The organism is Helicobacter marmotae (assembly GCF_003364255.1).
GTDB classification, from domain to species: Bacteria; Campylobacterota; Campylobacteria; order Campylobacterales; family Helicobacteraceae; genus Helicobacter_C; species Helicobacter_C marmotae.
In genome coordinates, this window is sequence record NZ_NXLR01000008.1 from 1 (window position 1) to 14019 (window position 14019).

Genomic DNA, 14019 nt, shown 5'->3' on the forward strand with positions numbered 1-14019 from the left:
TAGCCCAACCGAAGAATCTCCCTTATCCGCTAAAGACTCTCTAACAGAAATACCAGAAAGGCAGCCAATTTGTCATTCTAAGCGAAGCGAAGAATCTCTAAACGAATCACTAGTCGCCCACAGAGATTCTTCGGTCATTACCACTCCCTCAGAATGACAATAGTGGCAGAGTCGCTAGTAATCCAAAAAACAATTCTTCACCCCCTGCGGCAGTAAAGACATGACAACAAGTCCAACCCACAAAATAAAATTACCTCACAAGGGAAATTAGCTTGTCATTCTGAGGGCGGGCGTAGCCCAACCGAAGAATCTCTCTTATATACTAGAGACTCTACCCCTCTTGTCATTCTGAGCCTCCTTTAGGAGGCGAAGAATCTCTTTTATCTACTAAGGACTCTCTTTCAAAAACACCAAAAAGCACGACTAGTGATTCCTTTAGGAGGCGAAGAATTGCTTTTATATACTAGAGACTCTACCCCTCTTGTCATGTCTTGCGGGCTTTATGCCCGAAGAATCTCTACAAGAATCACTAGTCGCCAAAAGAGATTCTTCGGTCGCTACGCTCTCTCAGAATGACAATAGTGGCAGAGTTTCTAGCAATTCTAACAGCAATTTTTCGCTTGATTCTCAAGCTCAGAATGACAAACTTTGTGTCCTTATAGGGAATAGACTTAACTACCCGCAAGGGAAACCCACACATAATAAACCCTATCGTCTAAAGCCCATGCTCTTTTCTCCATCAAAATTGCCACTTAGCTCTGCCTTGATATGCTTTAAAAAGTCTTCTTTATGAAAAATAGGCTGGGGCTTGGTGGCGACTTTATAGGCGGTGTTTTTAACCACAAGGGCGATTTGCCCTCCGCTTAAGTCATACTCACTCAAAGCCTTTGCTAGCTCCTCTTTAGAATCTTTCCCATACGGGGCGGCTTTAGGGAGGTGTTTCAGCCAGAGGGCTTCTCGCTGAGCAAGGTTTGGGCGTTTAAAGGCGATTTTATACTCAAAGCGCCTTGAAAAGGCACTATCAACATGCTCTAATAAATTTGTCGTAGCGATTAAAATACCTTCAAAACGTTCAATTTGCTCTAAAAAGATATTTTGCATTTGGTTGTGCATTTTATCCACACTGCTAGCACTTTGCCCCCGTGAGCTAAGAAATTGGTCTGCTTCATTTAAGAGGAGGATAGGCTGGGTTTTACTCGCTTGAGAAATGTCTTTATAGCTATCAAATATTTTGCGCACATTTTTTTCAGACTCTCCTACCCATTTAGAGAGAATCTTAGAGCAATCAAAGCTTAATATCTGCTTTTTTAGGCTTTTTGCTAGGGCTAGGGCGGTGATCGTTTTACCCGTGCCCGGAGGTCCATAAAGCAGCACTTTGGCACTTATGCCCCCTCTTTTTTCTCTAATGCCCCATAGTTTTAATAAATGTGCCACATTGGCATTGACTTGTGCGAGGAGATTATCAAGTATTTCTCTGGTGCTATCATCAAGGATAATCTCTTTTAAATCCTGTTTAGGCTCTAAAAGCTCGAAAATATCTTGCTCTTTGAGGAGGGTATCAAGGCTTGTTTTGGGGCGTTTTTTAGAGTGGATAATGCTTTGCAAAATCTGTTCAGGGATAAAAAAATGCCGCGATATACCGCCATAATAGCCCAAACTCTCCTCATAGTCGATTAAGCCCTTTTGCACAAGGGTGGAAGTCTCATCAAGGAGGGGGCGGTTTTTGATTTTGTCATATTCATCATGGCTTATAAGCTCCAAAAGCGCGTTCATATCCCGCAGGCTTTCATCACTGCTGGTGTATTCCTCCTTTAAAAGCGCGAAGAAAATAATTTGCTCTTTTTTATCAAGGTGATTGTCTTTGATGAGTTTTAGCACTCTTAGGTCTTTATGCGTAATCTTAAGACGTGCATTGATACGCTCTTCCATAAGCTTTAGGCGATGATTGGCATGGCTAAGGGATGGGGAATTTAGCTTTTGAGACCATTTAAGGGAGCTTGTTTTATGTAGTAAATCTATGTAAGCAAAGCAGTCTTTTAAATATTCTAAATGGTCTTCATACGCTGTAATCTCTGGTAAATCCGCAAAAAGCGCCCCATCTTCTAGGAGCTTTAAAAAGGCATGGGATAGGCAGATTGTCTCATTGTAGAGTTCAAGCAGGGCTATATCTGTGGGCTTATTTTGCAAAAATGTGCTTTGAGCAAGCCAACCTAGCTCGATGAGATTGCGGATATGATACAAATAATGCAAGTACTGCCCCGCGGGCTTATTAGCTGAATCTGTGAGGGAGAGATTTCTAGCACTCTGTGTGGAGCAAGCCTTAACAAGTAGCTCATGCACGACAAATTCATTCTCCCCAAGTATTAATTGCTTTGCCATATATTGGAGTATTTTGCCCTCTTCTTGCGTGCATTTGAGGAGATTAAAAATCTCATTGTCTAGGAGATTTTGAGATGAGATAAAGTCCAAATAATGCTTCATTTTACTCCTTTTGTTGGGGCTTTTTAGATGTTATGTGGCTGGGGAGTTCATTTGCTATGGGGCTAGGGGTGGGGGCTTTTATGGATAGTGGCTCTAGCTTAATTTTACGCTCGCAGCGCTCTATCGTGCTTAGGCGGTGGGCTATGATAAGCAAAGTTTTGTTCTCAGCTACATGATAGATTTGCTCCATAATGTCAGATTCTGTTTGATTATCAAGCGCAGATGTGGCTTCATCAAGCACTAAAATTTCTGGGTCATCATAAATCGCACGTGCTATGCCTATTCTTTGCTTTTGTCCTCCGCTAAGTAATATCCCGCCCTCTCCCACGCGGGTATGTATGCCCTGATGTTGCTCTAAAAAGTCTAAAATGCACGCCTTTTTGCAAGCAAGCTTGACTTTCTCTTCATCTAGCTCGCTCCCAAAGGCGACATTCTCTGCTACAGAGCCATCAAAGAGATAGATATGTTGAGGGATATAGCCTATCTTTTTACGCCATGAGCGGAGATTGGCATTAGTGATGGGTACATTATCTACAAGTAATTGCCCATTTTGGGGCTTATAAATACCTATGATAATATCTACCAATGTGCTCTTCCCGCTGCCGCTCTCACCGATAAAGGCAACTTGCTCTCCCTTTTTAATCTCTAAGGAGAAATCTTGCAAAATAGGCTTCTCTGGCACGTATGCAAAGTCAATATGCTTTAAAGTGATGGTGTGCTTAAACTCGCAAGGTTCGTTTTCTTCAGCCTCTGTGTGGAATATGAGGTTTTCATATATGCTTTTGAGTGCGGAGCTATAATAAGACATTGTGTTAAAGTTATAGAGGATACGGCTTAGGGCAGGGAGGATTCTATAAAGGGCTAGGGCGTACATAGAGATTATGGGGATTACCGCGCTGGCGTCTTGGTATTTAAAGAGAATATAGCCCACACACGCCACAAGCACGCAAAAGCCTATAGTCTCTAAAACAATGCGCGGTATAGGCAGGAGGGTTTGGGTGATGATAGTCGCATGAGTGCGCTCTTGTGAAATACGCCAAAAGGCACTAAGGACTTCCTTTTGATTCCCTTTAAGCTTGATAAATTTAAAATTCCCAAAAGTTTTAGTGATAATCTCGCCCACTTTGGCATTTAGCTCTACATTCAACTCACCTTTGTCTTTAATCTTTTTAGTTAAGGCTTTAAGGATAAGGGCTACTTGTGCGACTAGGAGGAGAGTAAGGACTAAAGTCATCTTCCAACTTACTATTAATAAAAGCGCATACATAAGGGCTATGGTGAAAAACTCAGCGCTTAACTGCAGGAGATTCTGCAGATAGAATGAGGCATTTTGCGCCTCTGTGATGATATTTGCCCTAAGTTTATCTGTCTTATACGTGGTAAAATCAAGGTAGCTTAGCTCTACATTTTTACAAAATAAGCGATACGCAAAAAAGTGAAATTTAGAGAAAGCAAAGCGCGCTAAGGCGTAGTTATAAAAGCTATTATAAAGTGCCCTAAAGAGATAGAAAAGAATTAAAGCTAAGCTAAAGAGATACATAAATTCTAGCGAACTAGAGAGGTTTAGGGCATTATAGAGCCATTGAGAGCTCCAATGTGAGAATATCATATCCGGATTACTCGCAAAGGTAATAAAAGGCATAATAATACTAATGCCTATAGTCTCAATGCAAGAGAGTAAAATGGTAGCTAAAAATAGCAAGGCTAAGATGACTTTATCTCGCCTTGTAGTGAGAGAACGCAAAATCATAATATCACTTGGACTGCCTGCCATAAAACTCCTTTATTGCCATAATGTTTGGGTGTGGATATTATAACTTGCCTCTGCTTTTTATAGGCTTATTTCTCCTTCCACCATAAATAAGGGTCTATCCCATAAGGCGGGGCGGAATCTGGCATAGCAATATGCCTATAATAGGCTATGCGAAAAGCAGGGAGATTGAAATGTGGTATCACATAAAAGCCCCAGAGGAGCACTCTATCAAGGGCTTTGCCTGTGGCGATTCTCTGCTCTTTACTCGGGGCGTTAATAAGGCGTGTAATAAGTGAATCTACCACTTCATCATGCACACCTGCGAAGTTCTTACTCCCCTTAGTGTTGGCTACTTTTGAGCTCCAGTAGTAGTTTTGCTCATTTCCGGGGAATAAACTCTGCCCTAAAACCTCAATAACCATATCATATTCAAAAGCCCTCACGCGGTTAATGTATTGGGAGTCATCTACTCTTTTAATGCTCGCTTGAATGCCAAGTTTATTGAGATTTTTCACAAAGGGCAGGCATATTCGCTCAAAGCCCTCATAAGAGATAAGTATTTCAAAGCTAAAGGGTACACCTTTAGGCGTATAGAGTATGCCATTATGGATATAAAAGCCCGCACTCTCTAGTAAGTCTCTAGCGTATTTGAGATTTTCTCTTAAATTTTCTCCGCGCACTTTAGCGCCATCTGTGCGCGGGATAGTGTAGATTTCATTAAAGATTCTTGAATCTAGCTTGTTTTTATATGTAAGGAGAATTTCGCGCTCTAAGCCTGTGGGGAGGAGGGAAGAGGCAAAGGGGGAGTTATTAAAAATATGCGTAGTGCGCGCATATTGATTGAAAAATAAGTTTTTATTACTCCATTCAAAGTCAAAAGCCTGCAAGATGGCTTCCCTCACGCGTATATCGCTAAAAAGCTCTTTGCGTGTATTAAAGAAAAACCCCTGTAGGGCGCTAGGCAAGGAGTGTGGGAAAGCTTTTAAAATAATCTTTCCTTCACTTCTTGCCCTCCCCTCATAGTCCTTTGCCCATACCTTTGCTGAGCTCTCTATGCGATAGTCGTATTCCCCCGCCATAAAGGCATTTTGAGCGACTTGCGCGTCTTTGTAGTATTGTATGGTGATTGTATCAAAGTTAAATCGCCCCTTTTGCGTGGGGTGGTCTTTTGCCCAGTAGTTGGGGTTACGTTCATAGGTGATACTCCGCCCTAAATCATAGGATTTAAGCCTATATGCCCCGCTGCCTATGGGCGTATGCAAAGGGTTGTCAAAAAATGTATTTTTCTCTCCTTGCATATAGATATGTTTAGGGAGTACAGGGAGCTGCCCAAGGATAAGGGGAAGCTCTTTATTAGAATCATTTTTAAAAGAAAATTTCACTTCATTAGGGTTTAGCACTTCTACACGCGCTACATCTGCATAATAACGTCTAAACTCAATCTTACCAAGCTGGGATAGGCATTCAAAGCTAAATTTAACATCTTCTGCGCTTATCTTCACTCCATCGCTAAATTTTGCCCTTGGATTGATATGAAAGATAATGTAATCTTTGCCTACTTGCATAGAATCTGCCACTAAGCCATATTCACTAAAAGGCTCATCAAGGCTTTGGTGCGTGAGTGTATCATATATAAGTGTTGAGAGTTCAGCGCCTGCATTGCCCTTTTGTGCAAAAGGATTAAGGCTATCAAACGTCCCTAGTGCGAATCCTCTAAGAGTGCCTCCTTTAGGGGCATTGGCATTAGCATAATCAAAATGCGTGAAAGTTTTAGGGTATTTGGGAGTGCCATCAATACTTAGGGCATAAGCACTCAAAGCCTCCTTAGGGCATAAGAGGCAGAGGGCATAGAGGCAGAGGCTAAAAAGCTTTTGCATATTTAGACTTAAAAGAGCGGGGCAATGCCTGCTATGAAAATAGCTAAAATCACAAAAGGCAGGCAAAATTTAATATACACATACCAAAGGCTTACGGCTTTAGGGGAGAGTGTGTAGTTATTACTTAGCTCCCTTTTTGCTTCATCTTTTAGCACCCAGCCAGCAAAAAGCAAACTCGCTAATGAAGTTAGCACAAAGAGGATATTCCCACTGATAAAATCAAAAATATCAAAAATATTTTTCCCCTGCCATGTGATATGCTCCCAAGGTCCATAAGCAAGGATACAAGGGAGATTCCCACAGATGAAGATAAAGCCTAATGTGTAATTTATCGCTTGTGTGCGTGAGATTTTGCATTTTTCATAAAGGGCAGTGATGATAACCTCATATATGGGCAGGGAGGTGGTAAGCGCAGCGGTAATGAGCAGTAAGAAAAAGATAATTGCAAAGACATTACCAAAATAAATATGTGAAAACACAATAGGGAGTGTCTGAAACACAAGGCTAGGACCCTTGTCTGGCTCTAAGCCGAAGCTAAAAAGCGATGGGAAAATCATAAATCCCGCTAAAAGCGCGATTAGGGTATTAAGCATACCTGTGGCAATGGCAGTTTTTATCATATTTTCTTCTTTTTGTAGATAGGAGCTTAAAGTAATCATCACCCCAAAGCCAAGCGATAGGGCAAAAAACACTTGCCCCAATACATCAATGAAGAGCTTTGGAGTGATTTTACTAAAATCAGGCGTGAGATAGAACTTCACACCCTCCATTGCTCCGGGCAACGTGAGATTACGCACTACCATAATCAACAAACACAGCAAAAGTAAGGGCATAAGGTATTTCATACTCCGCTCAATGCCATCAATCACGCCCTTTTTGAGAATCACCCAATTTAGTGCTACAAAGAGAGTGGTATATATGCCAATATTTAGGGGATTATGCTCGATATGCTCTTCATAGAAGCTAAGGGCGAGCTCTTTACTAATGGGAGAGGCAAGATTAAGCGTGCCATTAAGAATGCTCATAATATAGCTAATGACCCAGCCTCCAAGCACCATATAATATGCCATAATGCCAAATGCCCCAAGTAGGCTAAGATAGCCGATAATCTTATAAAATTTCGGTATGCTTTTACCCTTTATGCTGCCGCTAAAGGCGTCAATAGTGTTTTTATGCGCCCTCCTGCCAATGACATTTTCTACCAAAATCACAGGGATACCCACTAAAATCATAGCGATAATAAACACAAGCACATACGCGCCCCCGCCATTTTCTCCCACAAGGTAGGGGAATCTCCAAGTCGCCCCAAAGCCAATGGTAGCCCCTGCAAGCGTGAGAATGTAGGTTAAAGAAGAGCTCCAAGTCTGCCTTGATGTTTGACGCGATGTTTGAGGTGTTTGCATTATTTATCCTTTTTAGGAGTCCAGAGCACATAAACGAGCTTAATGATAATGCTAAAGATGATACCCTCTAAGATTGCACCAAGCAGAAATGACGCATAAAGCGTATCATTAAGCTCGCCAATGCCTTTACCTAAAGTAGCAGTGGCAATAAGGAATGTAAGAGGCATAGAATCGCTGAGTGCAAAAAGGAGAGTAGATTTAGCACTTTTGAAATATGAGCCAAAGACAATGCTCGCACTCACAAGGCGCAAAGTTAGCATTCCTAGTATCAAATATGAGGCATGCAAGAGGATTTGCGTATCTTTAAAAAGTGCGTTTAAATCAAGCGTAGAGCCCACATGGATAAAGAAAAATGGCACTAAAAAGCCAAAACCGAAGTGATTTAGCTGCTCGGGTAATGCTTGCTTATGCTTAAAAAATGTGCTTAAAATACAACCAGCAAGGAATGCCCCTAGCACAGCCTTAATGTCTAAAATCATCATTAAAAGCACAAAGCTAAAAAGTAAGAAAAATACAAAGCGCAAGTCTTGGGAGTTACTATCATCGCGCGGGAGGAATAAAAAGCGGAGTTTGGGCATCCACCAAAAGAGTACTTTAGCCACTCTAAAGCCACAAATCACAAAGACCAAAAAGAGCACTAAAATAAGCAGCTTCTGCCCTAACTGACTTCCTACACCATGACGTGAAGCTCCATCGATAATAACCAATGCCCCAATGCTCACTAGCTCACCTAAGATTCCAATTTTCAAGGCTAAATCAAGCCATGGCTGCTCCTTGCCATAGTCTTTAATAAGAGCTACAATCATACCTAAACTCATCACAGGAAACGCAGCAATATAGATATATGAAATCCCAAAGCTAAAGACCACGATACAGGTTAGGGCATAAAGTGTGCAAAAATATCCCAAAGCTCTTAGCAAAAAGCTATTGCCAAGTTTAAGAAAAGACTTAATATCTACCTCTAATCCGCATAAAAACATTAAAAATAAAAACCCTACTTCAGCGACAATGCTCACCTCCTCTATATCTTTAATGAAAGTAAAGAAATGCGCACTGAGCGCACCTAAAATCATCTCTACTACGACAATAGGGATACGCGTAAGGCTACTAATAGGAGAGGCAAACAAAATAAGCAAGGCAAAGATACTAAATGCACTTAATGTTTCTATGGGGCTATGCATATGTCTCCTTTATAGGGGTTTTCTGTGCGTATGCGGAGGGCTTTGAGATATGTTAGATTCGCTATATGTGGCGCTTTCCCTTGCAAGGTAATTTTGTCTTGCGGGTTGGATTCATTGTCATTCTGAGGGAGCGTAGGAGGCGAAGAATCTCTGTGGGCGACTAGTGATTCCTTTAGAGATTCTTCGCTTCGCTCAGAATGACAAAGTGGCTGCCTTTCTGGTGATTCTGTTGAAGAGTCTTTAGCGGACAAGAGAGATTCTTCGGTTGGGCTACGCCCGCCCTCAGAATGACAATGGGACTGGGATTGTCTAGCGGCTTTGCGAAGCGATTCTTCATAACGTTCAGAATGACAAACTTGGCTACCCGCAAGGGAAATTATTTTGTCATTCTGAGCCTGTGAAACAGGCGAAGAATCTCTGTGGGTGACTAGTGACTCGTTTAGAGATTCTTCGCTTCGCTCAGAATGACAAAGTGGCTGCCTTTCTGGTGATTCTGTTGAAGAGTCTTTAGCGGACAAGAGAGATTCTTCGGTTGGGCCACGCCCGCCCTCAGAATGACAATGGGACTGGGATTGTCTAGCGGCTTTGCGAAGCGATTCTTCATAACGTTCAGAATGACAAACTTGGCTACCCGCAAGGGAAATTATTTTGTCATTCTGAGCCTGTGAAACAGGCGAAGAATCTCTGTGGGTGACTAGTGACTCGTTTAGAGATTCTTCGGTCGCACCTTGTGCTCCCTCAGAATGACAAAATAACGGAGTCACTGGTGATTCGGGTGGAGTTTCTTCGCAATGCTTGGAATGACGAAATGGCTGCCTTTCTAGTGATTCCTTTAAATTTGCTTTACTTTCCTTAGAGGGCCTGGAATCACAAGGGGAGGATTTAGACGTAGTAGGGTGGGCAGTAGGAGTGTTGGAGTTGGGGGTAGGGGAGTTTGTGTGTGGGCAGGGGGTGAGGCGGAGGGCTTGTAAAATGGCACGAGGGTAGAGCGTATGCTCGCAAGCATGAATTCGCTCTTCAAAAGATTCTAGTGTGTCATGGGGGTATTTGGCTACTTTCTCTTGAGCGATAATCTCCCCGCTATCAAGCTCTTCATTCACCCAATGCACAGACACGCCCCCATAAGGCGAAGGAGAGTAAAAGCTATCTCTAATGCCATGTGCGCCCTTATGTTCTGGCAAAAGAGAGGGGTGGATATTAATGATAGAAAAGCTTTGGGTGAAAGCGGGAGTTAATATCCTCATAAAGCCCGCTAAAAAGATATGTGCGATATTATGTTTGGATAAAATCTCTGCCATTGCACCATCAAATGCAGTGCGTGTGGGGAAGTCGCTTTGAGGGAGGATAAAACAAGGGATTTGAAGCTTTTGTGCGCGTTTAATGCCATAAGCCTTGGGGTTATTAGTGAGTGTAAGGGCGATTTGTAGGGTGATTTGCTCTTTTTTAGGAGTGCAAAATGTGCGATTATGCAAATGCTCTATGAGATTTTGCATATTGCTTCCATTCCCGCTAAAGAGGATAGCACAGGGGAGAATCATTTTAGTTAAAAAACTCGGGGTAGTCTTTTTTGAGAGATTTGATAATCTCTACCATTTCATCTTGCCCATATGGTGCATCATCGGGTAAAAACTCATAGAATTTATCCATTTGCGTGGAGTAAAGCTCTGTAAGTTTAGCGACATGCTCCTTTTTAGCTCCCGCAAAGCGCAGAGCGACACCTAGCATATCAAGTACTTCTAAAGCCATTTCTTCAAGGCTCATCTCCAGGGCGACTTCTTGGTTGATATTCTCTTCTATACTCATGCATGCTCCTTGTGTTTATTGAGGATATATTCAATTTGCATTTTAATATCAATATAGGCAAAACTTTCCTTAAAGCCCTCGATTTTCCCGCCTGAGGCGTTTTTATGCCCGCCACCGCCAAAGAGCTCTCTACTCATCATACTGACATCGCAATTCCCATTTGCGCGTAAAGAGACATTCCCTCTAGGATTAACATCAATATAAAAGTCATATTCGGGGTTGGAACGTAAAAAGAGATTTGCTAAAACGCTAATTCCCCCCATAGAGTAGCTTAAAAAGCCTTTTTTGTCATTATAGACGATGCTGCAGAGCTGCTTTTTTTGACTTAAAAGTTTCACTTGGGCATGCGAGATAATATTATCCATAGTTTGGGTTTGTGGATTACCCCCGAGAATGGACTTTTTAATGCCATAAAGCGCATTATCAAATGCCACTTCCCCGCAAGGGAGCTCTATAAACTCCCTCATAGATTCTATAATGGCAAATTTATATGTCCTATGCTCTTCTTCAAACATAAATCGATTAAGCTCAAAGCTTGCACTAATCGCCCCCATAGCGACTTTACCAAAGTCAAATTTATATCCCTCTTCAATCCAAATATCCACAGAATTAATCATATCGCTTAAATGGCTTAGCCACTCTAAGCGCGTTTTATCAAGCAGGGTATAGTGGGAAGTGAGTGTTTCAAAGGTGATTTTGGAAGCGCAGCGAGTGCTATCAAGGTGATACCATGGGTATTTTTGGGCACATTCTTGCCCGCTGATGTGGTGGTCTAGGAGCAGGAGGTCTATATCATATCCTGTGATTTTTAGCTCTTCTATATGTTTTTGTAGATAATTTGCTTCATGTAGAGTGAGATTTAAGTCTGTAATAAGGATTAGGTATTTTATCGGCACGGCTTTAGGGGCTTTGCCAAATTTTGCATTCAAGAGACTTTTTGGGTCTTCTATAGGGAGATTGGCAATGCTATCAAGTATCGTATTTAAGCGCACAATCACTTCTTTGCCATAATTGGCATTATAAAATGTAATATCAGAGAAAAACTCTTTTGCGATAAATTGAGCACCATATCCGTCTAAATCAGTGTGAGAGAGATGAAAAACTTGCATATATTTCCTTAAAATTCTATATTGAGTGTGCCTACGATTTCAAATCGCACGCGTGGGTCGATTTCTGCATTACTAATAATACTCATTTTAATACCAAATGGCTCTAAAAGCTTCACTAATGGCTTGCGGATTCTATAATCTACGAGCATAATGGGGTTAATGTTTTTTTGTTTGAGCTTCATATCCTCCTCTTCTACAGCTTGCACAAGCTTTTGTACATCATTTGAATGCAGCACAAAGCTTTTGCCTTGGGGCTGTTCTTTAAGCCTATCTATGAGGTATTGCTCGCTTGTGAGGGTGAGGGTAAAAATCTTCAAACTCCCATCTTCGGCTTTAAAAATATCTGTAATGGTACGTGCTAGCCTTGCGCGGACTTGCTCAACGATACTTTGGGTGTCATTTTGCAATATGGGATAGGTATCAGTAATACTCTCTAAAATCGTGGGCAAGTCTTTAATGGGGATACGTTCATGGAGTAATTCACGTAATACATGTAAAATCGTGCTCATAGGGATTTTTTGCGATTCAGCGATAATGACAGGGTAGCTTTGGGCATGTCTATCCATAAGCATTTTCACTTCATCTCGGGTGATAAAGTCTTCAGCATAGGTTTTGATAAGCTCGGTTAAATGCGTGGTGATAATTGTAGATGGGTCTATGATGTTATAGCCTTGGATAATGGCATCTTCTTTGTCTTTAGGGTCTATCCATAAAGCGTCCATACCAAAGGCTGGCTCTTTAGTTTTAATACCTTCAATTTCTTGGGCTACCATACCCGTATCCATAGCAAGAAATTTATCAGGCATAACAGAGCCTTGAGCGATTTTGACACCCTTAAGCAAGATAGCATATTCATTGGGCTGGAGATTGAGATTGTCTTTAATACGAATCTGGGGGACTAAAAACCCATAATCTGAGGCGATATTTTTACGCATAGCTCGGATTCTCTCGAGCAAATCACCATTTTGCTTCACATCTGCTAGGCGGATAAGCCCATAGCCTAAATAAATCTCTAAAGTCTCCACTTTAAGGGCTTCATTAATAATATTTTCTTCTTCTTTTTTGATTTCTTCTTCGCTTTTTTGGACTTTTTGGGCTTTATGATGAGATATATCTAGCTCTTTGTCTTTTGGCTCTGCTTGCGTGGTATCTAGGGGAGTCTTTTTACGAAAGTACTTTTCTATAAATGCAAAAAAGCTCCCCTTATCTTCGCGGTTTGTTAAATAGGCTATAAATAAGAAAAACGCTCCCACAAAGCCTAAAGAGAGAGGGAGCCCGGGCACAAGGGCAAAAAGCATTAAAATAATGCCAACGGTTAAGAGAATCTTCGCATTATTAGTGATTTGTGTAATGATGTCTTGGGCAAAATTATTGCTTGCTTGGGAGCTTTTAGCCGCTCGTGTAGTGATGATACCTGTAGCAGTGGAGACAATAAGGGCGGGGATTTGCCCTACGAGTCCATCGCCAATGGTGAGGATAGTAAATGTCTCTGCACTTTGCTTTACACTCATGCCATGTGTGAAAACCCCTATAAGAAACCCACCTATGATATTTACAATAGTGATGATAATAGAGGCTATCGCATCACCTTTGACAAATTTACTCGCTCCATCCATTGTGCCATAAAAGTCTGCTTCTTGGGCTAGGGCTTCGCGTCTCTTTTGGGCTTCATCTTGCCCTATCAGCCCAGCATTGACATCTGCATCAATTGCCATTTGTTTTCCCGGCATAGCATCAAGTGTGAATCTCGCCCTCACTTCAGTAATACGTGTAGAGCCATTGGTGATAACAATGAGATTAACCACAACAAGAATGGTAAAGACAATAATGCCTATGACATAATTCCCCCCCACGACAAAATGCCCAAATGCGGCTACGATATTACTCACTGCATCTACGCCATTATGCCCCTCGCTTAAAATCATACGCGTAGTAGCGACATTGAGTGCTAAGCGATAGAGCGTTACAAGAAGTAAAATCGTGGGGAAAGTAGAAAAATCGGTTGCTTTATCAACTTGGAGGGCTATAAGGATAATAAGCAAAGAGAGCGCAATAGAAATACTTAGCAAAAAATCAAGTACATTGCTAGGGAGTGGCACGATGATAATACTCATAATGAGCATGATAAAACATACAACAACTATGCCTTTACCTTGAGAGATACTCTTTAAAAATGGCAAGCTTGAGTTGAGAATCTGTGCTGCATTAAGCGCCAAAGTGCTTCCTTTCTATGCTGTGGCTGGTGGCAATGAATGTGCTAAAGTGTGGCATTGTAGCAGGAATTATTAAATTATTGGGCTAGGCTCCTCTTGTGCTCTCTTGGCGAGTATAATTTAATATCTTGGGACGCAAAAAGTGAATTTTTGCGTCCCGCCTAAAGATTGACTTATAGCTAAGCCTTCGGCTTATCTA

Annotated in this window: 10 protein-coding genes; 1 reads left to right on the plus strand and 9 read right to left on the minus strand. The window is 41.6% G+C overall.

The genetic code is table 11. The features are described 5' to 3' along the window. Positions 1 to 481: 481 nt before the first annotated feature. On the plus strand, positions 482 to 793 hold the full coding sequence (locus CQA63_RS09455) for a hypothetical protein (RefSeq protein WP_147288730.1): 312 nt from the start codon (positions 482 to 484) through the stop codon (positions 791 to 793). Here CQA63_RS09455 and CQA63_RS05090 read toward each other — a convergent pair. The 9 genes from CQA63_RS05090 to flhA all read right to left on the minus strand — a co-directional run bounded on the left by CQA63_RS05090 (position 709) and on the right by flhA (position 13823). After that, a complete protein-coding gene (locus tag CQA63_RS05090) occupies positions 709 to 2481 on the minus strand; it encodes an ATP-binding protein (protein WP_104700586.1) in 1773 nt (590 codons plus the stop codon). The genes CQA63_RS09455 and CQA63_RS05090 overlap by 85 nt on opposite strands. 1 nt (position 2482) lies before the next feature. After that, the gene (locus CQA63_RS05095) at positions 2483 to 4255 is read right to left on the minus strand and encodes an ABC transporter ATP-binding protein/permease (RefSeq protein WP_104700587.1); all 1773 of its coding nucleotides are present in this window, start codon (positions 4253 to 4255) and stop codon (positions 2483 to 2485) included. Positions 4256 to 4320: 65 nt separating this feature from the next. Next, the gene (locus CQA63_RS05100; protein WP_104700588.1) at positions 4321 to 6111 is read right to left on the minus strand and encodes an extracellular solute-binding protein; all 1791 of its coding nucleotides are present in this window, start codon (positions 6109 to 6111) and stop codon (positions 4321 to 4323) included. An 8-nt stretch (positions 6112 to 6119) separates the two neighbouring features. Beyond that, the gene (locus CQA63_RS05105; RefSeq protein ID WP_104700589.1) at positions 6120 to 7514 is read right to left on the minus strand and encodes a sodium-dependent transporter; all 1395 of its coding nucleotides are present in this window, start codon (positions 7512 to 7514) and stop codon (positions 6120 to 6122) included. Next, a complete protein-coding gene (locus CQA63_RS05110) occupies positions 7514 to 8695 on the minus strand; it encodes a cation:proton antiporter (RefSeq protein WP_104700590.1) in 1182 nt (393 codons plus the stop codon). Before CQA63_RS05110 ends, CQA63_RS05105 begins: the two co-directional genes overlap by 1 nt. Further along, the gene (gene purN, locus CQA63_RS05115; RefSeq protein WP_115511834.1) at positions 8680 to 10233 is read right to left on the minus strand and encodes a phosphoribosylglycinamide formyltransferase; all 1554 of its coding nucleotides are present in this window, start codon (positions 10231 to 10233) and stop codon (positions 8680 to 8682) included. The genes CQA63_RS05110 and purN overlap by 16 nt, the downstream gene beginning before the upstream one ends. A gap of 1 nt (position 10234) precedes the next feature. Continuing rightward, a complete protein-coding gene (locus tag CQA63_RS05120; protein WP_104700112.1) occupies positions 10235 to 10498 on the minus strand; it encodes a hypothetical protein in 264 nt (87 codons plus the stop codon). Next, a complete protein-coding gene (locus tag CQA63_RS05125) occupies positions 10495 to 11607 on the minus strand; it encodes a DHH family phosphoesterase (RefSeq protein ID WP_104700113.1) in 1113 nt (370 codons plus the stop codon). Before CQA63_RS05125 ends, CQA63_RS05120 begins: the two co-directional genes overlap by 4 nt. 8 nt (positions 11608 to 11615) lie before the next feature. Continuing rightward, positions 11616 to 13823: a flagellar biosynthesis protein FlhA gene (gene flhA, locus CQA63_RS05130; protein ID WP_104700114.1), complete on the minus strand. Its 2208-nt coding sequence runs from the start codon at positions 13821 to 13823 to the stop codon at positions 11616 to 11618. Between the last annotated feature and the right edge of the window lie 196 nt (positions 13824 to 14019).

Coding starts and splice junctions, on each gene's coding strand:
- purN (WP_115511834.1), bottom strand. CDS start 10,233: ATGATTCTCCCCTGTGCTATCCTCTTTAGCGGGAATGGAAGCAATATG.
- CQA63_RS05100 (WP_104700588.1), bottom strand. CDS start 6,111: ATGCAAAAGCTTTTTAGCCTCTGCCTCTATGCCCTCTGCCTCTTATGC.
- CQA63_RS05120 (WP_104700112.1), bottom strand. CDS start 10,498: ATGAGTATAGAAGAGAATATCAACCAAGAAGTCGCCCTGGAGATGAGC.
- CQA63_RS05125 (WP_104700113.1), bottom strand. CDS start 11,607: ATGCAAGTTTTTCATCTCTCTCACACTGATTTAGACGGATATGGTGCT.
- CQA63_RS05095 (WP_104700587.1), bottom strand. CDS start 4,255: ATGGCAGGCAGTCCAAGTGATATTATGATTTTGCGTTCTCTCACTACA.
- CQA63_RS05105 (WP_104700589.1), bottom strand. CDS start 7,514: ATGCAAACACCTCAAACATCGCGTCAAACATCAAGGCAGACTTGGAGC.
- CQA63_RS05090 (WP_104700586.1), bottom strand. CDS start 2,481: ATGAAGCATTATTTGGACTTTATCTCATCTCAAAATCTCCTAGACAAT.
- CQA63_RS05110 (WP_104700590.1), bottom strand. CDS start 8,695: ATGCATAGCCCCATAGAAACATTAAGTGCATTTAGTATCTTTGCCTTG.